At 64.8% G+C, this 26,723-nt stretch carries 22 protein-coding genes and 1 pseudogene; 14 read left to right on the top strand and 9 right to left on the bottom strand.

The window, feature by feature from the left end; all coding sequences use genetic code 11:
- Nucleotides 1-99: 99 nt before the first annotated feature.
- From NFX52_RS04420 to mnhG, 6 genes are read left to right on the top strand one after another with little or no spacing between them, the layout of a single operon-like run.
- Nucleotides 100-3,066: a monovalent cation/H+ antiporter subunit A gene (locus NFX52_RS04420; protein ID WP_207401856.1), complete on the top strand. Its 2,967-nt coding sequence runs from the start codon at nt 100-102 to the stop codon at nt 3,064-3,066.
- Nucleotides 3,057-3,422: a Na+/H+ antiporter subunit C gene (locus NFX52_RS04415; RefSeq protein ID WP_055402527.1), complete on the top strand. Its 366-nt coding sequence runs from the start codon at nt 3,057-3,059 to the stop codon at nt 3,420-3,422. Before NFX52_RS04420 ends, NFX52_RS04415 begins: the two co-directional genes overlap by 10 nt.
- Nucleotides 3,419-5,143, top strand: coding sequence for a monovalent cation/H+ antiporter subunit D (locus NFX52_RS04410; RefSeq protein WP_055402529.1), 1,725 nt, complete (start codon nt 3,419-3,421; stop codon nt 5,141-5,143). The genes NFX52_RS04415 and NFX52_RS04410 overlap by 4 nt, the downstream gene beginning before the upstream one ends.
- Complete coding sequence (locus NFX52_RS04405) at nt 5,140-5,670, top strand: Na+/H+ antiporter subunit E (protein WP_055402531.1); 531 nt, start codon at nt 5,140-5,142, stop codon at nt 5,668-5,670. The genes NFX52_RS04410 and NFX52_RS04405 overlap by 4 nt, the downstream gene beginning before the upstream one ends.
- Entirely contained in the window at nt 5,667-5,945 is a 279-nt protein-coding gene (locus NFX52_RS04400; RefSeq protein ID WP_055402533.1) for a K+/H+ antiporter subunit F, read from the top strand. The genes NFX52_RS04405 and NFX52_RS04400 overlap by 4 nt, the downstream gene beginning before the upstream one ends.
- Nucleotides 5,942-6,334 carry a monovalent cation/H(+) antiporter subunit G gene (gene mnhG, locus NFX52_RS04395; RefSeq protein ID WP_055402535.1) on the top strand — a complete coding sequence of 131 codons (393 nt, stop codon included), beginning with the start codon at nt 5,942-5,944 and terminating at the stop codon, nt 6,332-6,334. Before NFX52_RS04400 ends, mnhG begins: the two co-directional genes overlap by 4 nt.
- A 51-nt stretch (nt 6,335-6,385) precedes the next feature.
- Here mnhG and NFX52_RS04390 read toward each other — a convergent pair whose 3' ends face one another.
- Together NFX52_RS04390 and NFX52_RS04385 are read right to left on the bottom strand one after the other, a co-directional pair.
- Entirely contained in the window at nt 6,386-10,036 is a 3,651-nt protein-coding gene (locus NFX52_RS04390) for a hydantoinase B/oxoprolinase family protein (RefSeq protein WP_207401855.1), read from the bottom strand.
- Between the two features lie 79 nt (nt 10,037-10,115).
- Nucleotides 10,116-10,652 carry a winged helix DNA-binding protein gene (locus NFX52_RS04385; RefSeq protein ID WP_055402539.1) on the bottom strand — a complete coding sequence of 179 codons (537 nt, stop codon included), beginning with the start codon at nt 10,650-10,652 and terminating at the stop codon, nt 10,116-10,118.
- 173 nt (nt 10,653-10,825) lie between these two features.
- On the opposite strand from NFX52_RS04385, the gene NFX52_RS04380 reads away from it, so the two are divergent.
- The 5 genes from NFX52_RS04380 to NFX52_RS04360 all read left to right on the top strand — a co-directional run bounded on the left by NFX52_RS04380 (nt 10,826) and on the right by NFX52_RS04360 (nt 15,145).
- Nucleotides 10,826-11,809 (top strand): TRAP transporter substrate-binding protein, encoded by a 984-nt coding sequence (locus tag NFX52_RS04380; protein ID WP_055402541.1) that lies wholly within the window; start codon nt 10,826-10,828, stop codon nt 11,807-11,809.
- A gap of 17 nt (nt 11,810-11,826) precedes the next feature.
- A complete protein-coding gene (locus NFX52_RS04375; RefSeq protein WP_252635489.1) occupies nt 11,827-12,336 on the top strand; it encodes a TRAP transporter small permease in 510 nt (169 codons plus the stop codon).
- Nucleotides 12,337-12,356: 20 nt separating this feature from the next.
- The gene (locus tag NFX52_RS04370; RefSeq protein WP_252635488.1) at nt 12,357-13,661 is read left to right on the top strand and encodes a TRAP transporter large permease; all 1,305 of its coding nucleotides are present in this window, start codon (nt 12,357-12,359) and stop codon (nt 13,659-13,661) included.
- Nucleotides 13,662-13,772: 111 nt separating this feature from the next.
- Nucleotides 13,773-14,159 (top strand): fluoride efflux transporter CrcB, encoded by a 387-nt coding sequence (crcB, locus tag NFX52_RS04365; RefSeq protein WP_055402547.1) that lies wholly within the window; start codon nt 13,773-13,775, stop codon nt 14,157-14,159.
- Nucleotides 14,160-14,281: 122 nt separating this feature from the next.
- The gene (locus NFX52_RS04360) at nt 14,282-15,145 is read left to right on the top strand and encodes an LOG family protein (protein WP_055402549.1); all 864 of its coding nucleotides are present in this window, start codon (nt 14,282-14,284) and stop codon (nt 15,143-15,145) included.
- Between the two features lie 39 nt (nt 15,146-15,184).
- Here NFX52_RS04360 and NFX52_RS04355 read toward each other — a convergent pair whose 3' ends face one another.
- From NFX52_RS04355 to NFX52_RS04325, 7 genes and pseudogenes are all read right to left on the bottom strand, one after another.
- Complete coding sequence (locus NFX52_RS04355) at nt 15,185-16,381, bottom strand: MFS transporter (protein WP_055402551.1); 1,197 nt, start codon at nt 16,379-16,381, stop codon at nt 15,185-15,187.
- Complete coding sequence (locus NFX52_RS04350; RefSeq protein ID WP_055402553.1) at nt 16,378-17,904, bottom strand: DNA recombination protein RmuC; 1,527 nt, start codon at nt 17,902-17,904, stop codon at nt 16,378-16,380. The genes NFX52_RS04355 and NFX52_RS04350 overlap by 4 nt, the downstream gene beginning before the upstream one ends.
- 81 nt (nt 17,905-17,985) lie before the next feature.
- Nucleotides 17,986-18,978, bottom strand: a complete 993-nt coding sequence (locus NFX52_RS04345; RefSeq protein WP_055402555.1) for a 2-hydroxyacid dehydrogenase — start codon at nt 18,976-18,978, stop codon at nt 17,986-17,988.
- Between the two features lie 169 nt (nt 18,979-19,147).
- Nucleotides 19,148-20,561: pseudogene (locus tag NFX52_RS04340) on the bottom strand (sodium:proton antiporter).
- 125 nt (nt 20,562-20,686) lie between these two features.
- Nucleotides 20,687-21,907 carry a nicotinate phosphoribosyltransferase gene (gene pncB, locus NFX52_RS04335; RefSeq protein ID WP_055402558.1) on the bottom strand — a complete coding sequence of 407 codons (1,221 nt, stop codon included), beginning with the start codon at nt 21,905-21,907 and terminating at the stop codon, nt 20,687-20,689.
- A gap of 230 nt (nt 21,908-22,137) precedes the next feature.
- Nucleotides 22,138-22,623 carry an acyl-CoA thioesterase gene (locus NFX52_RS04330; RefSeq protein WP_055402561.1) on the bottom strand — a complete coding sequence of 162 codons (486 nt, stop codon included), beginning with the start codon at nt 22,621-22,623 and terminating at the stop codon, nt 22,138-22,140.
- On the bottom strand, nt 22,620-23,561 hold the full coding sequence (locus NFX52_RS04325) for a histone deacetylase family protein (protein WP_055402562.1): 942 nt from the start codon (nt 23,559-23,561) through the stop codon (nt 22,620-22,622). Before NFX52_RS04325 ends, NFX52_RS04330 begins: the two co-directional genes overlap by 4 nt.
- Nucleotides 23,562-23,760: 199 nt before the next feature.
- Between NFX52_RS04325 and NFX52_RS04320 the strand changes: the two genes are divergently transcribed.
- The 3 genes from NFX52_RS04320 to NFX52_RS04310 all read left to right on the top strand — a co-directional run bounded on the left by NFX52_RS04320 (nt 23,761) and on the right by NFX52_RS04310 (nt 26,656).
- On the top strand, nt 23,761-24,309 hold the full coding sequence (locus tag NFX52_RS04320; protein WP_055402564.1) for a phasin family protein: 549 nt from the start codon (nt 23,761-23,763) through the stop codon (nt 24,307-24,309).
- A gap of 420 nt (nt 24,310-24,729) precedes the next feature.
- On the top strand, nt 24,730-25,782 hold the full coding sequence (locus NFX52_RS04315) for an extracellular solute-binding protein (RefSeq protein WP_055402566.1): 1,053 nt from the start codon (nt 24,730-24,732) through the stop codon (nt 25,780-25,782).
- Between the two features lie 115 nt (nt 25,783-25,897).
- Entirely contained in the window at nt 25,898-26,656 is a 759-nt protein-coding gene (locus tag NFX52_RS04310; RefSeq protein WP_055402569.1) for a 3-hydroxyacyl-CoA dehydrogenase, read from the top strand.
- Nucleotides 26,657-26,723: the final 67 nt, after the last annotated feature.

Below are 26,723 nucleotides of genomic sequence, written 5' to 3'. Positions count from 1 at the left end.
GCAAGCCCGCTCCAGCGGGCTTTTTTTTTTCACCCACCACAAGCTCGGCAGCAAGGGCTGGGCAGGGTTTTTAGGGGCTGCCCCTAAAATTGTTCGCGCATGCCCCTGATCACTCTCATCCTCCTCCCCTTCATCGGCAGCCTGCTGGCGGCAGTGTTGCCCGCCAATGCCCGCAACACCGAGTCCACGCTCGCCGGGCTCATTGCCTTGTTCTGCACGGTGCAGGCGGCGCTCTACTTCCCACAGATTGCAGACGGCGGCGTGCTCCGGCAAGAGCTGGCTTGGCTCCCTGCCCTGGGCCTGAACCTCGTCATCCGCATGGATGGCTTTGCGTGGATGTTCTGCATGCTGGTGCTGGGCGTGGGTAGCCTGGTGGTGCTGTATGCGCGCTACTACATGTCGGCCGCCGACCCGGTGCCACGCTTCTTCTCGTTTTTTCTGGCGTTCATGGGAGCTATGGCGGGTGTGGTGCTGTCGGGCAACATCATCCAGATTGCGTTCTTCTGGGAGCTGACCAGCCTGTTTTCCTTCCTGCTGATCGGCTACTGGCACCACCGCAAGGATGCGCGGCGCGGCGCACGCATGGCGCTCACGGTGACGGGCACAGGCGGGCTGGCCATGCTGGCGGGCATGCTGGTGCTGGGCCACATCGTGGGCAGCTACGACCTGGACCATGTGCTCGCGGCCGGGCAGCTCATCCAGAACCATCCGCTGTACCTCACGGCCCTGGTGCTGATACTGCTGGGCGCGCTCACCAAAAGCGCACAGTTCCCGTTCCACTTCTGGCTGCCCCACGCCATGGCTGCGCCCACGCCCGTGTCGGCCTACCTGCACTCGGCCACCATGGTGAAGGCCGGTGTGTTCCTGATGGCCCGGCTGTGGCCCGCACTGTCGGGTACGGAAGAGTGGTTCTGGCTGGTAGGCGGTGCGGGCCTGGCCACGCTGCTGGTGGGCGGTTACGCGGCCATGTTCCAGAACGACCTCAAGGGCCTGCTGGCCTACTCGACCATCTCGCACCTGGGCCTCATCACCCTGCTGCTGGGCCTGAACAGCCCGCTCGCTGCCGTGGCCGCCGTGTTCCACATCATGAACCACGCGACCTTCAAGGCCTCGCTGTTCATGGCTGTGGGCATCGTGGACCATGAAAGCGGCACGCGCGACATACGGCGCCTGTCGGGCCTGCGCAGGATGATGCCCATCACCGCCACCCTGGCCATGGTGGCCAGCGCGGCCATGGCGGGCGTGCCGCTGCTCAACGGCTTCCTGTCCAAGGAAATGTTCTTTGCCGAGACGGTGTACGTGAACACCACGCCGATGCTCGAATGGCTGCTGCCCGTCGCCGCCACAGTGGCCGGCATGTTCAGCGTGGCGTACTCGCTGCGCTTCACGGTGGATGTGTTCTTTGGCCCACCCGCTACCGACCTGCCGCGCCCGCCCCATGAGCCGCCGCACTGGATGCGCGTTCCTGTCGAACTGCTGGTGCTGGCCTGCCTGGTGGTGGGCACGCTGCCCGCCTGGTCGGTGGGTGCCTACCTGGCCGCCGCCGCACGGCCCGTGGTGGGCGGCGAGCTGCCCACGTACAGCCTAGCGGTGTGGCATGGCTTTAATACCCCGTTTGTAATGAGCCTGGTGGCATTGGGCGGTGGCATTGCGCTGTATGCGCTGCTGCGGCGCCAGCGCGCGCGCGGCATGCTGGATGCACCGCCCCTCATGCACCACCTGAGCGGCCAGCGCATGTTTGAGCACCTGCTGGCCGCCCTCACGCTGGCGGGCCGCAACGGCCGCCGCCTGCTGGGCACCAGCCGCCTGCAGTGGCAGATGCTGTGGCTGGCCGCAGCGGCCCTGGTGGCGGGTACCCTGCCCCTGTGGGCGCGGGGACTGCCAATTGGCGACCGCGTGCAGTTGCCACTGTCGCCCACGTTTGCGCTGCTGTGGCTGCTGGGCGCCGTGTGCGCCGTGGCGGCGGCCTGGCAGGCCAAGTACCACCGACTGGCCGCACTCACACTGCTGGGCGGCTCGGGCCTGTGTGTGTGCCTGACCTTTTTGTGGTTCTCGGCGCCCGACTTGGCGCTCACACAGATCGTGGTGGAGATCGTGACCACCATCCTCATCCTGCTGGGCCTGCGCTGGCTACCCCGCCGCGACGAAAGCCTGCGCGTGCCCACCCTGGCCGAAGAGCGCCGGACCCAGCTGCGCCGCTACCGGGACCTGGCACTGGCGTTGAGCGCGGGCGCAGGCATGGCGCTGCTGTCGTTCGCGATGATGAGCCGCCCCTTCCCTGACAGCACCTCCACCTTCTTCCTGGAGCGCGCACTCACCGAAGGAGGCGGCACCAACGTGGTCAACGTCATGCTGGTGGATTTCCGGGGCTTTGACACCTTTGGCGAGATCGTGGTGCTGGGCATAGTGGCGCTCACGGTGTATGCGTTGTTGCGGCGCTTCCGCCCCGCGCGCGAAGTGATGGACCTGCCACCCCAGCAGCGCGCCCTGCCCGCCGATGTGGACACCGACCTCGCCAACCCACGCCAGACTGCTGACACCGCCGTGGGCTACCTCATGGTGCCCGCCGTGCTGGTGCGGCTGATGCTGCCCTTTGCCACGCTGGTCGCGGTCTACCTCTTCATGCGCGGGCACAACGAGCCCGGCGGCGGCTTTGTGGCGGGGCTGGTGTTCTCGGTGGCGCTGCTGCTGCAGTACATCGTTTCGGGCACCTCGTGGGTCGAGGCCCACCTGCCGCTGTACCCACGCCGCTGGATCGGCATGGGCCTGCTGACGGCACTGGCCACCGGACTGGGGGCGTTGGCCTGGGGCTACCCGTTCCTCACCAGCCACACCGCGCACTTTGCGCTGCCTGTGGTGGGCGAGATCCATGTGGCCAGCGCGCTGTTCTTCGACATTGGCGTGTTCACCCTGGTGGTGGGCTCCACCATGCTCATCCTCACCGGCATTGCCCACCAGTCGGTGCGCAGCCACCGCTACAACAATGCGCGCGCCGACGACGAGGCGGCAGAACAGGCCGCTGCCGCCGCGGTGCCCACCACCCGGGGAGAAACTGCATGGAACTGATACTGGCCCTGGCCATTGGCGTGCTCACCGGCTCGGGTGTGTGGCTGCTGCTGCGCCCACGCACCTTCCAGGTCATCATGGGCCTGTCGCTGCTGTCGTATGCCGTCAACCTCTTCATCTTCAGCATGGGCCGCCTGGGCCTGGCGATTGACAAGGAGCCCGTGCTGCAGCCCGGGGTGCCGCAAGACCTGGCCCACTATGCCGACCCCATGCCCCAGGCACTCACGCTCACGGCCATCGTCATCGGCTTTGCCATGACGGCGCTGTTCCTGGTGGTGCTGCTGGCCTCACGCGGCATGGCGGGCACCGACCATGTGGATGGCAGCCGCTCGAAAGACGCCCAGGAAATGCCATGACGGGACCCGGTTTCACTGCCTCCCTCGCGGCATCGCTCATGCCGCACCTGATCCTCGCCCCCATCGCGCTGCCCCTGCTCACTGCCGGGCTCATGCTGCTGTTGCGCGAAGAACGACAGCGCACCAAGGTCACGCTCAACATCACATCGACCCTGGTCGGCCTGGTGGTGGCTGTGTTGCTGCTGGTGCAGGCCAAGGAGCCCAGCGTGCAAACCAGCCTGGGCGTGTACCTGCCGGGCAACTGGCCGGCGCCGTTCGGCATCGTGCTGGTCATCGACCGCCTGTCGGCCATGATGCTGGTGCTGACCAGCACAGTGGCGCTCGCCACGGTGCTGTTCTCGGCCGCGCGCTGGCACCGGGCGGGTGTGCACTTTCACCCGCTGTTCCAGTTCCAGCTCATGGGGCTGGCAGGCGCGTTCCTCACGGCCGACCTGTTCAACCTGTTCGTTTTCTTCGAGATCATGCTGGCCGCCTCCTACGGGCTGCTGCTGCATGGCTCGGGACGCCCACGCGTGTCGGCGGGGTTGCACTACATCGCCATCAACCTCGCGGCCTCGTCGCTGTTCCTGATCGGTGTGTCGATGCTGTATGGCATCACCGGTACGCTCAACATGGCCGACCTGGCGCAGAGCATTGCAGGCATTGCGCCTGCAGACCGAGGCCTGCTGCATGCGGCGGCGGCCATCCTGGCGGTGGCTTTTCTCATCAAGGCCGCTGTGTGGCCGCTCAACTTCTGGCTGGTACCCGCCTACAGCGCGGCCACGGCGCCCGTGGGCGCACTGTTTGCGCTGATGACCAAGGTGGGCGTGTACAGCGTGCTGCGGCTGTGGACGCTGTTGTTTGGCCCCGAGGCCGGTGAATCGGCCCAGTTTGGCAGCCAGTGGCTCATCGGCGGGGGCCTGCTCACCATGGCCTTCGGCGCTATCGGCATGCTGGGCTCGCAGCGCCTGGGGCACCTGGCAGGCTTCAGCGCCGTCCTGTCGTCGGGCACGCTGCTGGCGGCCGTAGGCTTCGGCCAGAACCTGCTCACAGGCGGGCTGCTGTACTACCTGCTCAGCTCCACGCTGGCGGTGAGCGCCCTCTTCCTGCTGACCGACCTGATCGACCGCTGGCGCAACGACGGCTTCAACCTCGCCCCCTACGAGCAGACGGACGATGCGCCGTTTCTGTCGGCCGATCTGGTGCCCACGGAAGGCATGAACCTCGACGACAAGGAGGAGGCGCTCATCGGCGAGGTGATCCCTGCGGCCGCTGCCTTCCTGGGTCTGGCCTTCATCGCCTGCACGCTGGTCATTGCGGGCCTGCCACCGCTGCCAGGGTTTGTGGGCAAGTTCGCCATGGTGCATGCGCTGCTCAACCCGCTGGGGCTGGGCGCATCCAGCGGGTTCCAGCTGGGCGCGGCGGGCTGGACGCTGGTGGCCCTGCTGGTGGCCTCGGGCCTGCTGGCGCTGGTGGCCTTGACCCGTGCAGGCATCCGCCATTTCTGGGCCGCACATGATCGGTCGGCCCCCAAGCTGCTGGTACTGGAAGGCTTGCCCATTGCTCTGCTGCTGGGTGCCTGCGCTGCGCTGGCATGGCAGGCCGGCGCGGTGATGCGCTACACCCAGGCCACGGCCGACGCATTGCACGCGCCCGCTGGCTACATGCGCGCGGTGATGACCGCTGAGCCTGTGCCCAACCCGCCCCATCCTGCCACCACACCGGGGGGCAACCTGCCATGAAGCCAGAGCCCCTTCCCACATCCACATCGCCCCGGCCCTTCAAGCGGCTGGTGCCCGCGCCCCTGCTGTCGCTGGCGCTGCTGGGCCTGTGGCTGCTGCTCAACCGCAGCCTGAGTGCCGGGCATTTTGTGCTGGGCAGCGTGCTGGCGCTGGCGATTCCGCTGCTCACGGCCGGGCTGCGCCCGCTGCCGGTGCGCGTGCGCAAACCGGGCGCCGTGCTGCGCCTGGCCTTCACGGTGGTGGCCGACACCACCCGCTCCAACCTGGCCGTGGCCCGCCTGCTGCTGGCGCCCGGCCGCAGGCGCCACCCTGCCGGGTTTGTGCATATCCCGCTCGATGTGCGCGACCCCAACGCGCTGGCCGTGCTGGCGATGATCGTCTGCATCACCCCTGGCACGGCCTGGGCCGAGCTGTCGCTGGACCGCAGCGTGCTGCTGCTGCATGTGCTGGAACTGGACGACGCGGCCACCCTGATCGCCGACGTGAAGCGGCGCTACGAGACCCCTTTGATGGAGATTTTTGAATGACCCCGATACTGGATTGGGCCCTCCCCATCGCCCTGTTCATGCTGGCCCTGGCCATGGGCTGCGCGCTGATCCGCCTGCTCAAGGGCCCCTCGGCGCAGGACCGCGTGCTGGCGCTCGACTGCATGTACCTGAGCGGCATGCTGGTGATGCTGGTGCTGGGCCTGCTGTATGGCAGCAAGAACTACTTCGAAGCTGCGCTGCTGCTGGCGCTGTTCAGCTTTGTGGGCTCCATGGCCATGGCCAAGTTCCTGCTGCGTGGCGAGGTGATCGAATGACCGAAGCCGCTACCACTGCCGCCGCCGTGCTGCCGCTTTGGCTTGAAGTCATCGTGGCCTTGCTGGTGTTGGCGGGCGCCGGGCTGGCTCTGCTGGGCTCCACCGGCTTGCTGCGCCTGCCCACGTTTTTCGAGCGTGTGCATGCGCCCGCCATCATCGCCACGCTGGGCTGCTGGCTGATCATGCATGGCACCGTGCTGTACTTCTCGGTGGCCGACCGCAGCCTGGCGCTGCATGCGCTGCTGATCGCCGTGTTTGTGGCTATCACGGTGCCGATCATGTCGATCTTCTTGATGCGCGCGGCGCTGTTCCGCGCGCGGCAGATGGGGCTGGACGTGCCGCCCAGCCTCAGCCAGCCCAAGGCTCCCGCAGAAGGCAAAGACTCCTGATTTGATAGCTGCCTGCGCTTGATGGACGAGCGCAAGCAACCATTTTGATTCCTACTTTTGGTCTGAAGATCCAAAACCGCCGCCGCCCGGCGTGTGGATTTCAAACACGTCGCCCGGCAGCATTTCGGCCTGGCCGATGTGGTCCAGCAACTCCACGCGGCCATCGCTGCGCACCACCTTGTTGATACCCACAGCGCCCGGCCGGCCGCCCGCCATGCCAAACGCGCCATGGTGGCGGCCGTTGGACAAGATGCTGGCCGTCATCGGCTCCAGAAAGCGCACACGGCGGATGCCGCCATCACCACCCTTCCACTGCCCGGCGCCGCCCGAGCCCTTGCGGATCTCGTAGCCCTCCAGCCGCACCGGAAAGCGGAACTCCAGCACCTCGGGGTCCGTGAGGCGCGAGTTGGTCATGTGGCATTGCACGACGCTGGTGCCTGCAAAGCCGCCAGTGAGCTGCCCGTTGGCATCCCACACGCCGCCCGCGCCGCTGCCCCCCGAGATGGTCTCGTAATACTGGTAGCGCGTGCTGCCAAAGGTGAAGTTGTTCATGGTGCACTGCCCCGCCGCCATCAGACCCAAGGCGCCATACAGCGCATTGGTGATGCACGTGGACGTTTCCACATTGCCCGCCACCACCGACGCTGGCGGGTTGGGGTTGAGCATGCTGCCCGGCGGGATGATCACGTTGAGCGGCTTCAGGCACCCCGCATTGAGAGGAATGTCGTCATCCACCAGCGTGCGGAACACATACAGCACCGCCGCCATGCACACCGCCGTAGGCGCGTTGAAATTGTTCGTCTGCTGCGCGCTGGTGCCGGTGAAATCGATGGTGGCGCTGCGACTCGCTGCATTCACTTTCACCGCCACGCTGATCTGTGCGCCGTTGTCCAGAGGCAGCGTGAACGCACCGTCCTTGAGCCGTGTGATGACGCGGCGCACGGACTCTTCGGCGTTGTCCTGCACGTGGCGCATGTAGGCCAACACGACATCGAGGCCAAACTCGGCCACCATGCGGCGCAGCTCCTGCTGGCCCTTTTCGTTGGCGGCTATCTGAGCCCGGAGGTCGGCCATGTTCTGCTGAGGGTTGCGGCTGGGGTATTCGCCGCTCTCCAGCAGCGCAATCATCTCGGCTTCGCGCAGCACGCCGCGCTCCACCAGCTTCACGTTGTTGATCTGCACGCCCTCTTCCTCGATGCGCGTGGAGAACGGTGGCATGGAGCCCGGCGTGGTGCCGCCCACATCGGCGTGGTGGCCCCGGCTGCCGACGTAAAACGTGGGCGTGGCCTCATCGGCGATGTAGACCGGCGTGATGACCGTGATGTCCGGCAGGTGCGTGCCGCCGTGGTACGGGTCGTTGAGCACGAACACATCGCCGGACTGCATCTTGCCTTGGTTCTCACGGATCACGGTTTTAATGCTCTCGCCCATCGAACCCAGGTGCACCGGCATGTGCGGCGCATTGGCAATCAGGTTGCCTGCGGTGTCGAACAGCGCACAGCTGAAGTCCAGCCGCTCCTTGATGTTCACCGAGTAGGCCGTGTTCTGCAGCTGCAGCCCCATCTGCTCGGCGATGTTCATGAACAGGTTGTTGAACACTTCGAGCAGCACCGGGTCCACCGTGGTGCCCACGGCGTGTTGCACGGCACGGGCCACGCGGCGGTTGAGCAGCAGGTGGTCCAGGTCGGTCAGCGCGGCCTCCCAGCCGGGCTCCACGATGGTGGTGGCGTTCTTCTCGGCAATGATGGCCGGGCCGGGAATCACATCGCCGGGGCGCAGGTCCTCGCGCACCACCAGGGCGGCGTCGTGCCATGCTGCAACGCCATCCACCCCGCCGGTGTACATGCGCACGGTGCTGCGGCGCGGCACTTCGCGCGCGGGCTGCAGCGCGTGGCGCGGCTCCACGGGTGCATCGCCGGACACCACGGCCTCGACGGACACGGCCTCCACCACCAAGCCCTTGCCCTGCATGAGAAAGGCAAAACGCTGGCGGTAGGCGTTCTCGAACGCGGCGGTGATTTCGGCCAGCGACCCAAACGGCACGATGAGTGCCGAGTCGCTGCCCTCGTAGCGCACATGCACGCGGCGGTGCACCACCGCAGTGCCCGCGCCCACCTGCTGGCGCTCCAGCTCGGTGCGCGCGGTGGTGGCGAGTTGGTCCAGCGTGGCTTCGATGCCTGCGAGCGCTTCGGGCGCGAGCTTGGTTTCCACCGCCTGTTCGCGGATCACGTTCTGGTCCGCCAGGCCCATGCCGTAAGCACTGAGCACGCCCGCCAGCGGGTGCACAAACACGCGTGTCATGCCTAAAGCATCGGCCACCAAACACGCATGCTGGCCGCCCGCGCCCCCAAAGCATTGCAGCGTGTAGCGCGTCACGTCATACCCACGCGCTACGCTGATCTTCTTGATCGCGTTGGCCATCTGCTGCACGGCGATCTGGATGAAGCCATGGGCCACGTCTTCTTGCGAGCGGCCGCTTTGCACCGCCAGCTGCGCAAACTTCTGCCCCACTACATCGCGATCGAGCGCCTCGTTGGCTGCGTGGCCAAACACCTTGGGGAAGTGCGCGGGCTGGATCTTGCCCACCATCACGTTCGCATCGGTCACGGCCAGCGGGCCGCCCCGGCGGTAACTGGCAGGGCCGGGGTTCGCGCCCGCGCTTTCGGGGCCGACGCGGAAGCGTGCGCCGTCAAAACCCAAGATAGAGCCGCCACCAGCCGCGACGGTGTGGATGCTCATCATCGGCGCACGCATGCGCACGCCCGCCACCTGGGTCTCGAACTCGCGCTCGAACTCGCCCGCGTAGTGGCTCACGTCGGTGCTGGTGCCGCCCATGTCAAAGCCGATGACCTTGTCGTGGCCCGCCAGGCCTGCGGTGCGCGCCATGCCAACGATGCCGCCTGCGGGGCCTGAGAGGATCGCGTCCTTGCCCTGGAACACCTGCGCATCCGTGAGGCCGCCCGACGACTGCATGAAGAACAGCTTCACGCCTGGCATTTCGCTCGCCACCTGGTCCACATAGCGGCGCAGGATGGGCGACAGGTAGGCATCCACCACCGTGGTGTCACCCCGGCTCACCAGCTTCATCATGGGGCTGGTGGCGTGGGATGCACTCACCTGTGTGAAGCCCGCTTCGCGCGCAATGCGGGCGGCGGCTTCTTCGTGTGCGGTGTAGCGGTAGCCGTGCATGAACACGATGGCCGCGCTGCGCAGGCCCGCGTCGTAGGCGGCCCACAGACGTTCCTTCAGGTGGGCTTCGTCCAGCGCTTCGATGACGTCACCATGTGCGCCCATGCGTTCCTGGGCCTCGATCACGCGCTCGTACAGCAGCTCGGGCAGCACGATGTGGCGGTCGAACAGACGCGGGCGGTTCTGGTAGGCGATGCGTAGCGCGTCCTTGAAGCCCTTGGTGGTGATGAGCAGCGTGGGCTCGCCCTTGCGCTCCAAGAGCGCGTTGGTGGCCACGGTGGTGCCCATCTTCACGCACTCCACCAGCTCGGGCGTCACGGGTTCACCGGGCTTCAAACCGAGCAGGTGGCGGATGCCTGCGACAGCCGCGTCCTTGTACTGCTCGGGGTTCTCTGACAGCAGCTTGTGCGTGACCAGCGTGCCGTCCGGCCGCTTGCCCACCACGTCGGTGAAGGTGCCGCCCCGGTCGATCCAGAACTGCCAGCGGGACATGGGTGAAACTTGGTGGGACATGAATAACTATCTTTTTGATAGCTACCAGCGCTTATCAGATAAGCGCTAGAGCATGGTTTTATTCAGAATTCTGCGCCGATCAAAGGGATGCCGCCGAGCGCGCCGCCTGGTCGTACATGCCTGAGAGCACACGCAGCAACCGGGCCAGCTCTCCGATGTCGCGGTTCAGCGCGTCGTCGGCTTTCAGGGCGTCGATCAGGCAGCTCTCGCGGATCTCACGGTAGCGCTGCACGTAGGCACGGCCCACATCGGTGGCGGCGTAGGTGACTTCCTTGCCGTTCTTTTGCGAGGCCACGACGCCCAGGTTCTGCAGCTTTTTCAGTGCGTAGTTCACCAGGTGCGTGTCTTCCACATTCATGATGAAGCAGATGTCGGCCAGGCGTTTGTCGCGCGCGCGGTGCGTGACATGGTGCAGCACCACCACGTCGAGCGGCGTCAGGTCCTTGAGCCCCGCCGCCGCCATGCAGTGCACCACCCAGCGGTGGAAGGCATTGCCCGCCACGATGAGACCGAACTCGAACTCGCTCATCTCTGCGCTCTGTGCCGACACCAGATGCGCCGAAGACACGATGGGGCCGGAGTCGGTTTTGGCCTTGGGCTTGGCGTCAGATTTCATGGCGGGTTCGGGCCTGTGGGTTCTGTCATTGGCACGGGATATGCATGGGGCATTGTAGGCAAGTCGATGGTAATTTGTTGGCAATTTGTCAGCGTTTAGGCAAAACACCTATCGCAATCGGATCGGCTTCCGATACAGTGATTTGTTACATCCAACCCTGCGGAGCAATATCCATGAAGCGTCGAATCTTCCCCGTGACCGCACTTGCCCTGACCCTGGCGGCGGGCCTGTCTGCCACCTCGGCATTCGCCCAGACCAAGTGGGATCTGGCAGCCGCCTACCCAGCCACCAACTTCCACACCGAGAACATGGTGCAGCTGGCCGGCGATGTAGACAAGGCCACGGGGGGCAAGCTCAAGATCACGGTGCATGCCAACGCCGCACTGTTCAAGGCCCCCGAAATCAAGCGCGCGGTGCAAGGCGGCCAGGCGCAGATGGGTGAGATCCTGCTGGCCAACTTCCAGAACGAATGGCAACTGTTTGGCGTGGACGGCCTGCCGTTCCTGGCCGACAGCTACGACGCCTCCAAGAAGCTCTACGCCGCGCAAAAGCCTTTCCTTGAAAAGAAGCTGGCCGAACAAGGCATGGTGCTGCTCTATGCCGTGGCCTGGCCTCCCCAAGGCATCTACACCAAGAAGCCCCTGGCCTCGGCCGCCGACCTCAAGGGCATCAAGTGGCGCGCCTACAGCCCCGCCACCGCCCGCATTGCCGAACTGGTGGGCGCACAGCCTGTGACAGTGCAGGCCGCAGAGTTCTCGCAGGCCCTCGCCACGGGTGTGGTCGAATCGACGATGACCTCGGGCGCCACCGGTGTGGACAGCAAGCTGTACGAGCACCTCAAGTTCTACTACGACACCCAGGCCTGGCTGCCCAAGAACGCCGTGCTGGTGAACAAGAAGGCCTTTGACGCGCTGGACAAGCCCAGCCAGGACGCCCTCCTCAAGGCCGGTGCCGACGCCGAAGCACGCGGTTGGGCCGCCAGCGCCAAGGTCAACACCGACACCATCGCCAAGCTCAAGGCCAATGGCATGGCGGTAGAAGCGCCGCCCGCCGCACTCAAGGCCGACATGGCGAAGGTGGGCGACACCATGCTCAAGGAATGGCTGGACAAGGCCGGTCCTGAAGGCAAGGCGCTCATCGACGCCTACCGCAAGTAAGCCAGGGCACCTGCGCAATGCGTCGTCTGCTGGACTTTCTGTACGACAGCGCCGCCGCCCTGGCGGCGCTTTTCATGGTCGGCCTGCTGGGCATGGTGCTGCTGTCCATCGCCAGCCGGCAGTTCCACTTCCACGTGCCGGGCACCGATGCCTATGCGGGCTACCTGATGGCGGCTGCGGGTTTTCTGGCGCTGGCCCACACCTTGAAGCGCGGCGAACACATCCGCGTCACGCTGCTGCTCAACTTTTTGAAGGGCGGCGCCAAGAAGGCCTTTGAGATCTGGGCCCTGGCCATTGCCACGCTGCTGGCCGTGCTGTTTGCGGTGTACAGCTGCAAGCTGGCCTGGCAATCGCACGAGTTCCACGACATCTCCACCGGCAGCGATGCCACCCCCCTGTGGATTCCCCAGATCGCCATGGCCGTGGGCACGGTGATTCTGGCCATCGCCTCCATCGACGAGCTGGTGCTGGAGGTGATGAACAAACGCGCCGAAGCCCATCCCGGCGAAGCCTTGCGCAATGAATAAGACAACCAGGTCCACCTACCATGAGTGATCTCGCCATTACCGGCCTGCTGGTCCTGTCGCTGTTCCTGATTCTGGGCAGCGGTGTGTGGATCGGCCTCACCCTCTCGGGCGTAGCCTGGATCGGCATGCAACTGTTCTCGTCGCGCCCAGCGGGCGATGCGATGGCGGTGACGATCTGGGGCAGCGCCTCCAGCTGGACCTTGACCGCCCTGCCCCTGTTCATCTGGATGGGGGAAATCCTGTTCCGAACGCGGCTGTCGCAAGACATGTTCAAGGGCCTCGCCCCCTGGGTGCAGGCCCTGCCGGGCCGCCTGCTGCACACCAACGTAGTGGGCTGCACGATTTTTGCGGCCGTGTCGGGGTCGAGTGCCGCCACCTGCGCCACCATTGGCAAGATGACACTGCCCGAACTGACACGCCGGGGCTACCCTGAGCACATGGTGGTGGGCACCCTGGCCGGTGCCAGCACGCTGGGCCTCTTGATCCCGCCGTCGATCATCATGATCGTCTACGGCGTATCGGCCGAAGTGTCCATCTCGCAGCTGTTCATTGCGGGCGTGCTGCCGGGCATTCTGCTGGCGGCGCTGTTTTCGGGGTACATCATGCTGTGGGCGCTGCGCCACCCCGACCAAGTGCCCGCCGCCGACGTGCGCCTGACCTTTGCGCAAAAGCTGGCCGAGTCGCGCAGCCTGATTCCGGTGGTGCTGCTGATTGCGGCGGTGCTGGGCAGCATCTACACCGGCTTTGCCACAGCCACCGAAGCCGCAGCCGTGGGTGTGGTCGGCTCACTGGTGCTCTCGGCCGTGCAGGGCTCGATGAGCTGGAGCACCTTCAAGGAATCGCTGATGGGCGCCACGCGCCTGTACTGCATGATTGCGCTGATCCTGGCCGGTGCCGCGTTTCTCACGCTGTCCATGGGCTATATCGGTCTGCCGCGCCACCTGGCTGAATGGATTGCGTCGCTGGGGCTCAACAAGGCCCAGCTCATTGCGGCGCTCGCAGTGTTCTTCATCATCCTGGGCTGCTTCCTGGACGGCATCTCCATGGTGGTGCTGACCATGGGCGTGCTCATGCCCACGGTACACGCGGCAGGCATCGACCCCATCTGGTTCGGCATCTTCATCGTGCTGGTGGTCGAGATGGCGCAGATCACACCGCCCGTGGGCTTCAACCTGTTCGTGCTGCAAGGCATGACCGGCCGCCAGCTGCCCTGGATCGCCAAGGCGGCCCTGCCCATGTTCCTGCTGATGTGCGCGGCCGTGGCGCTGCTCTATATCTTCCCCGGCATCGTCACCTGGCTGCCGCAGCAGATGGCGGCGCGCTAAGCCGCCAGCATGCGAAACGGGTGTGGTCCAGACCAGGGCCACTCCGTTTTGCGCTTTGGGGGAAGGCGCGAAGCGACCCAGGGGGACTTCATTTGCTGTGACAATCCCCCCATGCTCAATGTTCTGGCCATCTGCATCGGCGCCTGTGTGGGCGCACTGGCGCGCTGGCGCCTGGGCCTGTGGCTCAGCCCGGGCGGCTTGATTCCCTGGGGAACCCTGGCAGCCAACCTGGTGGGCGGTTATCTCATCGGCGTGTGTGTGGCTGTTTTTCACGCCCTGCCCCAGATCGATCCCGTCTGGCGGCTGGCCTTGGTCACGGGTTTTCTGGGCGCACTCACCACGTTCTCCAGCTTCTCGGCCGAGGTGGTTGAAATGTTGATGGTGCAACGCTACGCCATGGCCCTGGGCACTACAGCACTGCACCTGTTCGGGTCGCTATGCCTGACGGCGCTTGGCATACAAAGTGCTTCATATTTCATAGCAGCCCGCGCATTGTAGACTTGCCCAAGGGCCCATTTTTCTCTACACCTCATCCTCCATTGCATTACGCTGCCCAAGCCGGTGGCCGCAGCATTCGCCCCACCCCTTTTCCCCCTACAGACCGACACGAAGAGTCTCTTATGGACGCCAATACCCAACTCAACGAACGCCGCCTGGCCGATGCCTGGGCGGAACTGCAGAACCACGCAGTCAACGGCAACCCCTTGCATGCAGACGCTTATCGCCTCGCGTTTGCCGACCCGGAATTCCTGTTCCGCCGCGAGACACGCGGCATCCGCTTTCAGCTGGAAATGCTCAAGCCCGACCTGGGCCAGGCCGAGCAAGGCATCGAGAACACCGTGGTGGTCTACGGCAGCGCCCGGTTTGTGGCACCCGACGAGGCCGCAGCCCAGTTGGCCGAGGCCGAGGCCAGTGGCGACGAGGTGCGCCTGCAGCGTGCCCAGCAGGCCGTGCGCAACGCCCGCTACTACGACCTCGCCCGCCAGTTCGCCAAGGTGGTGGCGGAATACAGCGAGCACCAGCGCCCCGCAGACCGCATCTACATCTGCACGGGCGGCGGCCCCGGCATCATGGAGGCCGCCAACCGGGGTGCCCACGAAGCCGGTGCACTGAACGTGGGCCTGAACATCGCCCTGCCCCACGAGCAAAGCGGCAATCGCTTCATCTCGCCCTCGCTCTCCTTCAAGTTCCACTACTTCGCGCTGCGCAAGATGCACTTCATGATGCGCGCCAAGGCATTGGTGGCCTTCCCGGGGGGTTTTGGCACGCTGGACGAACTGTTCGAGGTGCTCACGCTGGTGCAGACCAAGAAAGCCAAGCCCGTGCCCATCGTACTGTTTGGCACCGACTACTGGAGGCGGCTGATCAACTTCGAGGTGCTGGTGGAAGAAGGCACGATCTCCGCCCAAGACCTCAAGCTCTTTCACTACACCGACGACCCGCAAGAAGCGTGGGAGCTGATCAAGTCGTTCTACCAGCTGTAGGCCTTTCTTTGCCTACTGGCTCCGCACGGCAAGCGGCACTCAGCGCGGCCCCTGCCCCGGCTGTTTTTTCTCGCCCCCGATGCGCCACGCCAGCCGGGCGCCGCCCAGGCCTGCGGCGCCCACCCCCCAGAACAGGCCGCTCACGCCAATCACCGCCCCGGCCGATCCGAACATCAGGGGCATCAGCACGCTGGATGCGTTGATGGCCATGAGGCGCAGACCCAGAGCTTCGCCCTGGCGATGTGAGGGCGTGATCTGGTGCAGCAGGCTCATCACCATGGGCTGCCCCGTGCCCAGCACCAGGCCTAGCAACACCGAGCACAGCCCCATGGCCCAGGCGCTTTGCAGCATGGGGTACACCGCAAACAACACGGCCGTCACCAGCATGGCGCCGGCCATCACGCCCCGCTCGCGCAAGTGCTTGGCCACAAAGGGCATGAGCACGCGGATCACGGTGGCCGCAATCGCAAACGCCCCGAAGATGGTGCCAATGACCGCCGCCGACAAGCCGCGCTCATGCCCCAGCAGCGGCACCGCAAAGGCATGCACATCCCAGCACGACGAGATGAGCCAGTTCACGATGAGCAGGCGGCGAAACGGTGGGTCGTTCAGCAGATCCCACGCGCGCTGTGGCGGGCCATCTTTGGCGGAGGCTGCAGCCGCAGCGGGCAGATCCTGCGTGCTGCGCACACACCACCAACTGACCAGGGGCAGCAACGCCAGCAATGCAAAGGCCGCGCGGTAGCCTTCCAGGCTGCCCGGGGTGGTACCCGCATGGTCGATGGCCAGCCCCGCCGCAAATGGGCCGATGAAGTTGGACACCGCCGGGCCTATCGACAGCCAGCTGAACACCTGCTTGAGTTCGGTGGCGTCATGCACGGCGCGGCCCGCGTGGCGCTGCACGGCAATGGTGGCGCCCCCTGCGCCCGCCCCTGTCATCAAGGCCGCAACGCACAAGACCGCATAGGTCGGAAACACCACCGCCAGCCCTGCGCCCATGCACGCCACAGCCACCGAATAAGCCATCGGACGCTTGAGGCCGTGGCGGTCTGCAAACCGGCCCGCAGGAAGGGCCAGAAACACCTGGGTGAGCGCGAACAGCGCCACCAGAAACCCCACCGCCGCCACACTGTAGCCCTCGCGCAGCGCGAGCAGGGGCGCGGCCAGCCGCATGCCAGCCATGCTGCCGTGCACACAGATCTGCGCGGCAATCAGCCGGGCCAGTGCCCAGTTCACAGCGGATCGTCCTCCGGGTCCAGCCCCGGCAACGGCACGGTGGTAGCCGCTGGCGCGGGCAGGTCCTGCACATCCCGCAGGCGTTTCTGGATGGCGCGGGTGCGCACGCCCACCTCGTCAAACTTCTTGGCGGCGGCGTCGATGGATTTTTTGGTGGCCTCGACCACGTCGCCAAACTTGGCGAACTCGGTCTTGACCATGCCCAGAAGGCTCCACACTTCTGACGAGCGTTTTTCAATCGCCAGCGTCTTGAAACCCATCTGCAGGCTGTTGAGCATGGCGGCCAGATTGGCCGGGCCGGTGATCATCACGCGGCAATCGTTCTGCACGGCCTCGACCAGGCCCGGACGGCGCATGACCTCGGCAAACAGGCCTTCGGTGGGCAGGTACAGCACGGCAAAGTCGGTGGTGTGCGGGGGCGAGACGTACTTCGCGAAGATCTTCTTGGCTTCGAGCTTGATCGAGGTCTCGAACGCATTGCCCGCAGACAAGATGGCCGCCTTGTCGGCCGCGTCCTGCGCATCCATCAGGCGCTGGTATTGCTCCACCGGGTACTTGGAGTCGATGGGCAGCCACACGGGGTGCTCGTCGCTCTTGCCCGGCAGGCGGATGGCAAATTCCACCAACTCATCGCTGCCTGGCACGGTTTTGACGTTGCGCGCGAACTGCTCGGGGGTAAGCACGTTGTCGATGATGGCGCCGAGCTGCATTTCGCCCCAGGTACCGCGTGACTTCACGTTGGTCATCACACGCTTCAAGTCGCCCACACTGCCGGCCAAGGTCTGCATCTCGCCCAGGCCCTTGTGCACTTGTTCCAGCCGGTCGCTCACCAGCTTGAAGGATTCGCCCAGGCGCTGCTCCAGCGTGGCGTGCAGCTTTTCGTCCACCGTGCGGCGCATTTCCTCGAGCTTGGTGGCGTTGTCGGCCTGGATGGCGGCCAGCCGCTCGTTGAGCGCGGTGCGCAGTTGCTCGGCGTTGTGCTGGCTGCCCTGCACCAGCCCGGTGAGCTGCTGCGACACAGCGTCTTGCAGCACCGCAAACTGGTTCTTGATCTGAAAGCTGTTGGCTTCGAGCTGGTCTTTGAGCGCTTGTGACATCACCCCCAGCTGCGACTGGGTGTCGCTCTTGAGCGAATCGAGCGTGAGGCGCGTGGCTGCGTCCAGGGCCGTGAGGCGCTGCTCCAGCCGCGCCTCGAACACGCCAAAGGCGGCCAACAGCTCGGCACGGCCGTTGCGCGATTCGGCCACCGCCTGCGTCAAACGCTCATCGACCGCGTGGCGCAGCCCCTCCAGCGTGGTCTGCGTGGTTTGGGTGAAGCCGCGCAGCTGCTGGCCCATGCCATCCAGCGCGCCATCGTTCTTGGCCACGGCCAGTTGGGTGGCCTGAGCAGTGCGCTCCAGCGCCTGCAGGCGGGCCAGCCATTCGGGCGGCAAATCCACGCGGGGGCGGCGCAGCGCCAGCAGCGCGAGCGCGATGAACACCAGGGCCAGTGCGGCCAGCAGAACGAGGGTATCGGTAGTCAAGGAAGGATTACTATGGTTTCGATAGCTGCCAGCGCTTATCTATCAAGCGCTAGCGGCCAATTTCTCTTAATAAATCCGGCGTTACTGCGCCCGCAGGCCAGGCACGGGCTGGTTCACCGGAGTGAGGGGGGCACGCCCGCCCAAAAAGGCAATCAGGTTGTCCGCCGCCAGGTTGGCCATGGCGCGGCGCGTGGGCACCGTGGCGCTGGCGATGTGAGGCGTGAGCACCACGTTGGGCACGGTAAGCAGGTCGGGGTGCACGCTGGGCTCGCCTTCAAACACATCCAGACCCGCCGCGGCAATGCGGCCTTCGCGCAGCGCCACGGCCAAAGCCGCGTCGTCCACAATGCCGCCACGCGCAATGTTGATGAGGGTGGCCGTGGGCTTCATCAGCGCCAGTTCGGCCGCGCCAATGGTGTGGTGCGAGGCTGCGCTGTACGGCACCACCAGCACCACATGGTCGGCCGTGCGCAGCAAGTCTTCCTTGCCCACGTAGGTGGCCTTGCATTCGGCTTCCAGGTCAGCCGACAGGCGCGAGCGGTTGTGATAAACCACCTTCATGCCAAAGCCATGCGCGCCGCGCTTGGCAATGCCCTGCCCGATGCGACCCATGCCGATGATGCCCAGCGTGCTGCCGTGGATGTCGCTGCCCGCAAACATGTCGTAGCTCCACTTCGTCCACTTGCCAGCGCGCAGGTAATGCTCGCTCTCGGTCATGCGGCGCGCCGTGGCCATCAAGAGCGCAAAGCCGAAGTCGGCCGTGGTCTCGGTCAGCACGTCGGGAGTGTTGGTGCCCAACACGCCCGCCGCCGTCATCGCGTCCACATCAAAGTTGTTGTAGCCCACGGCCATGTTGGCGCAGATTTTGAGACGCGGCGCCGCAGCCAGTAACGCGGCATCCACGCGCTGGCTGCCGGTGGTCAGCACTCCGTCCTTGTCCGCCAAGCGCGCGGCCAACTCGGCTGGGGTCCAGATCACGTCGTCGGGGTTGTCCTCCACGTCGAAGTGCGCGCGCAGGCGGTCCACGATGTCGGGGAAGATCGCTCGCGCGACCAGGATGCGGGGTTTGCTCATGAATCTTCAGTCTCCAATGTATCGATACGGCTGCCCTACCTTGCAACTGGCGCGGCCCGCACCAGCGGCCACCGTGCAAGGGCAGCCCCGCCGCACTGGTGGCGTCCCCCTTCCCATCGCGCAGCGATGAGAGAAGGGGGACGCGGCGCGCCGCTCAAGGGGATGGTCACTACCTAAACCAGATGAAAGTCATGACGACAAACAGCGGCACCAGGATGCCCCCCCGACCACAGCATGTAGCCAAAGAAGCTGGGCATCTTCACGCCCCGGTCTTCGGCGATGGCCTTGACCATGAGGTTGGGCGCGTTGCCGATGTAGGTGTTGGCGCCCATGAACACCGCGCCCGCCGAGATGGCGGCCAGTGTGGGCGCCAGGGTGGTCATCAGCACCGCTGGGTCGCCACCGGCAGTGTTGAAAAACACGAGGTAGGTGGGGGCGTTGTCCAGGAACGAGCTCAGGGCACCCGTGGCCCAGAAATACATGGCCGGGTCGGGCGAACCATCTGCGCGGGTCACGGCCGACACAACGGCGCCAAACGGGCCGTTGACGCCCGCCTTGAGCATGGCGATGACCGGGATGATGGTGAGAAAGATGCCCGCAAACAGCTTGGCCACCTCTTGCATCGGCCCCCAGCCGAACTGGTTGTCTTCGTGCACCTTCTTGGGCGTGAGCCACAGGGATACAAAGGTGACGATGACCAAACCGACGTCGCGCACGATGCCAGGCAGGCCAACGTCGGTGCCCGCGATGTTGAACACCACCGACGACTTCCAGAAGCCGCTGACCAGCACCAGCGCCACCACCACGCCCAGCAGGGCAAAGTTGACCTTGCCATCAAAGCCGATGGCCCGGCTGTCGGGTGTGGGGTCGGCCGTGACCACCTCTTCGCTGCGGCGGTAGTACCAGGAATCGAACACAAAGAAGATGACCAGCAGCGCACCCACGAGGAAAAGCGTTTCCTGGAAGATGTGGCTCACCGTCCAGAAGAAATCCACGCCCTTCAGGAAGCCCAGGAACAGTGGCGGATCGCCCAGCGGCGTGAGCGAGCCCCCGGCGTTGGACACGATGAAGATGAAGAACACCACCACATGCGCCACATGCTTGCGGTTGTCGTTGGCGCGGATCAGGGGGCGGATCAGCAGCATGGACGCCCCGGTGGTGCCCATGAAGCTGGCCAGCACGGCGCCAATGGCCAGGATGGTGGTGTTGAGCCCCGGGCTGCCGTGCAGGTTGCCGCGAATGAAAATCCCGCCCGCCACCGTGAACAGCGCAGTCAGCAGGATCACAAACGGGATGTACTCCGCCACCAGGGCATGCACCAGGCTCACGCCCGCCATGCCGGGGCCGAATGTGATGGCAAACGGCACCAGAAACGCCAGCCCCCAGGCTGCCGCCACCTTGCCAAAGTGGTGGTGCCAGAAGATCGGCGCCAGGAGCGGCATGAGGGCAATCGACAGCAGAATGCCCGCGAATGGAACGCCCCAGAGGACGGACAGCGTGCTGCCATCGATGTCGGCGGCCAGGGCCCAGCCGGGCAGTGCCGCCAAAAGACCGGCCACTGCCAGCCCGCGCGAGAGTTTCATGGGTTGTGTCTCCATCCAGTTATAAAAATCGGGTCGCCTCACGGCGGTTTGACGTACTTCACAGCACATCGCGGCACTTCACGGAACATCACGGAACCTGTGGGCGCTTCCGAGCGCCAGCGCGGCTACGCTGTCACAGGGATGTCAAACACCTGCCGCAGGTAGGCGAGGTATTTCTCGTCATCACACATGCCCTTGCCCGGCGTGTCCGACAGCTTGGCCACAGGCTGGTCGTTGCAGCGCGTCATCTTGATGACCACCTGCAGCGGCTCGTGCGCTGGCGGGCTGCCCAGGTCATTGGTGAGATTGGTGCCAATTCCAAACGCCAGCTGGCAGCGGCCCCGGAACTGCTGGTACAGCTCGATGGTGCGCGGCACCGTGAGCGCATCGCTGAAGATCAGCGTCTTGGTCAGCGGGTCCACGCGGTTCTTGCGGTAGTGGTCCAAAAGGCGCTCGCCCCAGGCGAACGGGTCGCCGCTGTCATGCCGCGCGCCGTCAAACAGCTTGCAAAAGTAAAGGTCAAAGTCGCGCAGGAAGGCGCTCATACCGTAGACGTCCGACAGCGCAATGCCCAGGTCCCCCCGGTACTCCTTGGCCCACATTTCAAAGCCAAAGACCTGGCTGTCGCGCAGGCGCGGGCCCAGCGCCTGGCAGGCCTGCAGATATTCATGCGCCATGGTGCCCAAGGGCGTCACGCCCAGCTTCATGGCGTAAAGCACATTGCTGGTGCCCGCAAACTGGCCGGGGCCTGCCGGTGCGCCGGGACGGCGGTCGCCCGTGCCCAGGCGGGCCACCAGCACGCGCAGCACTTCTTCGTGCCAGGCACGGCTAAAACGCCGGCGCGTGCCGTAGTCGGCAATCTTGAGGTCCGACAGGCCGTCACCCTGCAGCAGCGCAATCTTGGCATCCAGGCGGCGGCGGCCTTCCAGGAAGTCGGGCACTTTCTGCGTGTTGCGAAAGTAGACCTCATTGACAATGGCCAGCACCGGGATCTCGAACAGGATGGTGTGCAGCCACGGCCCCCGGATGGAGATTTCGATCTCGCCGTTGTGCTGGGGCGTGACGGTGATGTATTTCTCGTTGAGCTTGAACAGCCCGAGAAAATCCACGAAGTCGCTCTTGATGAAACGCAGGGACCGCAGGTAGGCCAGTTCGGCATCCTGGAACTGCAGGCAACACAGCGACCGGATCTCGTCGCGGATTTCGTTGGCAAACGGTGCCAGTTGCACGCCGGGGTTGCGGCACTTGAATTTGTATTCGACCTGCGCCCCCGGAAACTGGTGCAGCACGACCTGCATCATGGTGAACTTGTACAGGTCGGTGTCGAGCAGGCTGGTGATGATCATGGACAGGGCAAGCCTCAGAAATCGCGAACACGTTCCCAAGGCCTCAGACCGGGCAACGAAGCCACAAAGTGTAGGCCATCGGGAGCCCTGGCACCGCGCAAGGCCAGCGGCGTCAGCCAGGTTTCAGCCGCCGCACAGCGCCTGGCCTGGTTGAGTGCCCTGTGGTGCGCCAGCACCTATCGGTGTTGCGTTACGCGCTATCAAAACCATACCAGCCAGTTTGAACGCGGTCAGCCGAGCACCACCAGAGCTTGCAGCACGGTGCGCAGCGCCTCGGGCACGGGCACCGGTCGGCGGGTTTCACGGTCCACATACACATGGATGAAATGGCCAGCGGCAGCGGTCAGTGGCTCGCCTTGGGCAAACAGGCCCACCTCATACCTGACGCTGGAGCCGCCCAGCCGTGCCACGCGGATGCCCGCCTCCACCGTTTGCGGAAACGCCAGCGGGGCAAAGTAATTACACTGGGTTTCGATCACCAGGCCAATGGTGCCGCCCGCATGGATATCGAGCACGCCCTGGTCGATCAGGTGGGCATTGACCGCAGTGTCAAACCAGCTGTAGTACACGACGTTGTTCACATGGCCATACACGTCGTTGTCGGCCCAGCGTGTGGTGATGGAGCGAAAGGCCTGGTAGGCGCTGCGCGGCTGCGGGGACGGGCGGGCGGCCGGTGCGGACGCAGCGGCTGGGGTGGTGCTGGCGGCAGAAGTCATGGCCGCACATTCTGCCAGCGCTGGTGGTACTGCCAGGCCACGCGCCAGGTGTTGAGCTGGGCCAACACCGTGTCGTCCAGGTTGCGGCCGTAACCCCCGGCCATGGCAAAAACCAGGGGGATGCGCCGCTGCCACGCCCAGTCGAACACACGCCGGTCGCGCGCCTCCAGCCCGTCGTGCGTCACCGCCAGCCGCCCCAGGCGGTCACCTTCATGGGGGTCGGCACCTGCCAGATAGAAGATGAGCTGGGGCGCAAACCGCTGCTCCAGGGTATCGAGCGCCTGCTCCAGGGCCTGTAGATAGTCAGGGTCCGTGCAGCCATCGGGCAGCTCGACATCGAGGTCGCTGGGCTCCTTGCGGAACGGAAAGTTGCGGGCCCCGTGCAGCGACAGCGTGAACACGCTGTGGTCTCCCCGGAAGATGTGCGCCGTGCCGTTGCCCTGGTGCACATCCAGGTCAATCACCGCCACCTGGAGCGGCCGGGCGGTGCGCCCGCCGTCTCCCCGCGCCCATTCCACCTGCATCAACCGGGCGGCCACCGCCACGTCGTTGAACACACAAAACCCGCTGCCCTTGTCGGCATAGGCGTGGTGGGTGCCCCCCGCGAGGTTGCCCGCCACCCCTTCGTGCAGCGCCACGCGGCTTGCGGCCACGGTAGCGCCCACAGAGCGCCGCGCGCGCTCGGCCATGGCCTCGCTCCAGGGAAACCCAATCTCGCGCTGGGCCAGGGGCGGCAGCGTGCCGTCGGCAATCGCATCGATGTAGTCGGGCGCATGGGCCAGCGCCAATTCGCGGTCGGATGCGGGCAAGGCCACCTGGAGCGACACACCCGGCAGGTGTTGGGCAATCCGGTCGCGCAGCAGTCTGTACTTGGCCATGGGAAACCGATGGCCTTCGGGCAAGGGCAGCACAAAATGGTCTGCGTAATAGGCGTGCATGACGCGATTGTGGCGAAGGGCGGATTTCTGGGTGGCCGTCCCTAATTTGCTGCACCGCAACAAAAAACCCTTGCAATCGCGAACGAAGCCCCTAAAATTCAAACCATGCTGCACTGCAACATGACTTACCGAGTCAGGGCCAGCGCAGATGTCTGTGAACCACCTGGCCTTCAAGGCCCTCATTTTTAGGAGATATGACATGACGCTGACCGCTGAACAAATCCTGGCCTCGCACAAAGCCAACATCGAAACCCTGTTTGGTCTGACCACCAAGGCCTTCGAAGGCGTGGAAAAGCTGGTTGAACTGAACGTGACCGCTTCGCGCGCCGCTCTGTCGGAAGCCGCTACCCACACCCAGGCTGTCCTGGGCGTGAAGGACGCACAAGAACTGCTGGCCCTGCAAGCCGGCCTGTTCCAGCCCCTGGCTGAAAAGACCGCCGCCTACAGCCGTCACCTGTATGACATCGCTTCGGGCACCGGCGCCGAATTCGGCAAGGCTTTTGAATCGCAAGCTGCTGATGCTCAGAAGAGCTTCACCAACTTGGTCGACAGCGCCGCCAAGAACGCACCTGCCGGCTCCGAAACTGCTGTGGCCGTGATGAAGAGCGCCGTCTCCGCTGCCAACAACGCTTTTGAATCCGTTCAAAAGGCCGTCAAGCAAGCGTCTGATGTAGCCGAAGCCAACTTCAACGCCGTGGCCAATACCGCTGCCAACGCCGCCAAGACTGCGGCTCCCCGCAAGCGCTAAGTCCAGTACCTGCGGTCTGGAGTGCAACCTCTAGGCCGCATTCAGGGAATACCCTGATAATTCAACCACGCGCTGCGGACTCCCTCCGCAGTGCACCAGTTGTCTCCTTGGATCCTCTCGAAACCCCCGTTTCAGGGATCCTTTTAAAGCCCGGTTCATGACCGGGCTTTTTTTTGCCTGGACCTTCGCGCAGCGCACTGGAACTGGCTTTGCGCGGCTTCAGCGGCCGGTTCGGCGGGCGGCGGGGCCCCGTTGTGGCGGCCTTGTCGAAAATACCCGCCCCGTCCTCCCCGGCGGGCAGCCTCGCCTTTGCGCTGCATCAGACGCTTGCACCAAATCCCGCTCTCTCTCGGGCATTTATTAAGAATAATTCGTGTTTGCTTTATCATTGGCGGAGTTACAACCCCGAAAGATGCATCCATGTCGAAGACCGTGAAAGCCTTGCTGAGTGCTTGTGCCCTGGCCGCCGCTGCAGGCGTTGTCCATGCCCAGGAACAAGTCGTCAACCTCTACTCGGCCCGCCACTACTCCACCGACGAAGCGCTGTACAGCGGCTTCACCAAGGCCACTGGCATCAAGATCAACCGCGTGGATGCCGACGACGCCGGCATCCTGGCGCGCCTGAAGGCCGAGGGCGCTGCCTCGCCCGCGGATGTGATCCTGCTGGTGGACGCCGCACGTCTGTACAAGGGTGAAGTTGACGGTCTCTTCCAGCCCATCCAGTCCAAGGTGCTGAACGACGCCATCCCCGCCAACCTGCGCAGCAAGCCAGCCGCTGACGGCGGCATCGCCTGGTTCGGCCTTTCCACCCGCGCCCGCGTGATCGTCTACAACAAGGTCAAGATGCAAAAGGCGGACATCGATACCTACGAAGAGCTGGGCGACCCCAAAAACAAGGGCAAGCTGTGCATCCGCTCCGGCTCGCACCCCTACAACCTGAGCCTTTTTGGCGCCGTGACAGAGCACATGGGCGAGCAGAAGGCCGAGGCCTGGCTCAAGGGCCTGGTGGCCAACCTGGCGCGCCCTCCCAAAGGTGGCGACACGGACCAGATCAAGGCAGTGGCTGCTGGAGAATGCGATATCGCCGTGACCAACAGCTACTACCTGGCCCGCATGATGCGTTCTACCAAGCCTGAAGATGTGGCTGTGGTGAACAAGGTGGGCGTGGTGTTCCCCAACCAGGAATCCTGGGGCACCCACCTGAACATCGCGGGCGGCGCTGTGGCCAAGCACTCCAAGAACCAGGCCAACGCGGTCAAGTTTCTGGAATACCTGGCCAGCCCCGAAGCACAGAACTACTTTGCCAACGGCAACAACGAGTGGCCTGCCGCAAAGGGTGTGACCCTGGACAACCCTGCCCTCAAGGCCATGACGGGTGGACAGCCTTTCAAGAGCGAGACCATTCCTATCAGCGCAGTGGGCGCCAACACCACGAAGGTGCAGCAGATGCTGGACCGCGTCGGCTTCCAGTAAGCCCGCCCGGCTCCTGACAAGCCCGGCCTGGCCGGGCTTTTTTTCGCCTGCAGAAAGTCGGCCTCGATGCGCCATAATTGACGTTTACGTTAACGTCACTTACAGGAGACAGCACATGGACATCAAGGGCAAGGTATTCATCGTCACCGGCGGCGCATCGGGCCTGGGTGAAGGTACGGCACGCATGCTGGCGGCCCAGGGCGGCACCGTGGTCATTGCCGACATGCAGGCCGAAAAAGGCGAAGCCGTGGCCAAGGAGATCGGCGGCGCCTTTGTGAAATGTGATGTCAGCAACGAGGCCGATGGCCAGGCGGTAGTGGCCAAGGCGGTTTCGCTGGGCAAGCTCATGGGCCTGGTCAACTGCGCTGGCATTGCCCCCGCAGAAAAAACAGTGGGCAAGAACGGCGCCCATGCCCTCGCGCTGTTCAGCAAGACCATCACGGTCAATCTGATCGGCAGCTTCAATATGATCCGCCTGGCCGCTGAAGCCATGAGCAAGAACGAACCCGAATCCACCGGCGAGCGCGGTGCGCTGATCTCGACGGCCAGCGTCGCGGCCTATGACGGCCAAATTGGCCAGGCAGCCTATGCCGCATCCAAGGGCGGCGTGGTCGGCATGACACTGCCGATCGCCCGCGACTTGGCGCGCAACGGCATCCGCAATATGACGATTGCCCCCGGCATCTTCGGCACACCGATGCTGTTTGGCATGCCGCAAGAAGTTCAGGACGCGCTGGCCGCTGGTGTGCCCTTCCCCAGCCGCCTGGGCACGCCGCAGGACTATGCCAAGCTGGTGCAGCACATCTTTGAGAACGACATGCTCAATGGCGAAGTGATTCGCCTCGACGGAGCCATCCGCTTGGCACCACGCTGAAACAATGGCCTGTGGTGCCGACAGCGTCACACCTTATTTGCTATTAAATATATAGCAAACAATGCTT

Source organism: Acidovorax facilis (assembly GCF_023913775.1).
Classification (GTDB): domain Bacteria; phylum Pseudomonadota; class Gammaproteobacteria; order Burkholderiales; family Burkholderiaceae_C; genus Acidovorax; species Acidovorax facilis.
This window is presented reverse-complemented; position numbering and strand designations above follow the sequence as displayed.

Bases quoted from the DNA above. Each gene is read 5' to 3' on its own strand.
- NFX52_RS04420 (WP_207401856.1), top strand. From the start codon at position 100: ATGCCCCTGATCACTCTCATCCTCCTCCCCTTCATCGGCAGCCTGCTG.
- NFX52_RS04415 (WP_055402527.1), top strand. From the start codon at position 3,057: ATGGAACTGATACTGGCCCTGGCCATTGGCGTGCTCACCGGCTCGGGT.
- NFX52_RS04410 (WP_055402529.1), top strand. From the start codon at position 3,419: ATGACGGGACCCGGTTTCACTGCCTCCCTCGCGGCATCGCTCATGCCG.
- NFX52_RS04405 (WP_055402531.1), top strand. From the start codon at position 5,140: ATGAAGCCAGAGCCCCTTCCCACATCCACATCGCCCCGGCCCTTCAAG.
- NFX52_RS04400 (WP_055402533.1), top strand. From the start codon at position 5,667: ATGACCCCGATACTGGATTGGGCCCTCCCCATCGCCCTGTTCATGCTG.
- mnhG (WP_055402535.1), top strand. From the start codon at position 5,942: ATGACCGAAGCCGCTACCACTGCCGCCGCCGTGCTGCCGCTTTGGCTT.
- NFX52_RS04390 (WP_207401855.1), bottom strand. From the start codon at position 10,036: ATGTCCCACCAAGTTTCACCCATGTCCCGCTGGCAGTTCTGGATCGAC.
- NFX52_RS04385 (WP_055402539.1), bottom strand. From the start codon at position 10,652: ATGAAATCTGACGCCAAGCCCAAGGCCAAAACCGACTCCGGCCCCATC.
- NFX52_RS04380 (WP_055402541.1), top strand. From the start codon at position 10,826: ATGAAGCGTCGAATCTTCCCCGTGACCGCACTTGCCCTGACCCTGGCG.
- NFX52_RS04375 (WP_252635489.1), top strand. From the start codon at position 11,827: ATGCGTCGTCTGCTGGACTTTCTGTACGACAGCGCCGCCGCCCTGGCG.
- NFX52_RS04370 (WP_252635488.1), top strand. From the start codon at position 12,357: ATGAGTGATCTCGCCATTACCGGCCTGCTGGTCCTGTCGCTGTTCCTG.
- crcB (WP_055402547.1), top strand. From the start codon at position 13,773: ATGCTCAATGTTCTGGCCATCTGCATCGGCGCCTGTGTGGGCGCACTG.
- NFX52_RS04360 (WP_055402549.1), top strand. From the start codon at position 14,282: ATGGACGCCAATACCCAACTCAACGAACGCCGCCTGGCCGATGCCTGG.
- NFX52_RS04345 (WP_055402555.1), bottom strand. From the start codon at position 18,978: ATGAGCAAACCCCGCATCCTGGTCGCGCGAGCGATCTTCCCCGACATC.
- pncB (WP_055402558.1), bottom strand. From the start codon at position 21,907: ATGATCATCACCAGCCTGCTCGACACCGACCTGTACAAGTTCACCATG.
- NFX52_RS04330 (WP_055402561.1), bottom strand. From the start codon at position 22,623: ATGACTTCTGCCGCCAGCACCACCCCAGCCGCTGCGTCCGCACCGGCC.
- NFX52_RS04325 (WP_055402562.1), bottom strand. From the start codon at position 23,561: ATGCACGCCTATTACGCAGACCATTTTGTGCTGCCCTTGCCCGAAGGC.
- NFX52_RS04320 (WP_055402564.1), top strand. From the start codon at position 23,761: ATGACGCTGACCGCTGAACAAATCCTGGCCTCGCACAAAGCCAACATC.
- NFX52_RS04315 (WP_055402566.1), top strand. From the start codon at position 24,730: ATGTCGAAGACCGTGAAAGCCTTGCTGAGTGCTTGTGCCCTGGCCGCC.
- NFX52_RS04310 (WP_055402569.1), top strand. From the start codon at position 25,898: ATGGACATCAAGGGCAAGGTATTCATCGTCACCGGCGGCGCATCGGGC.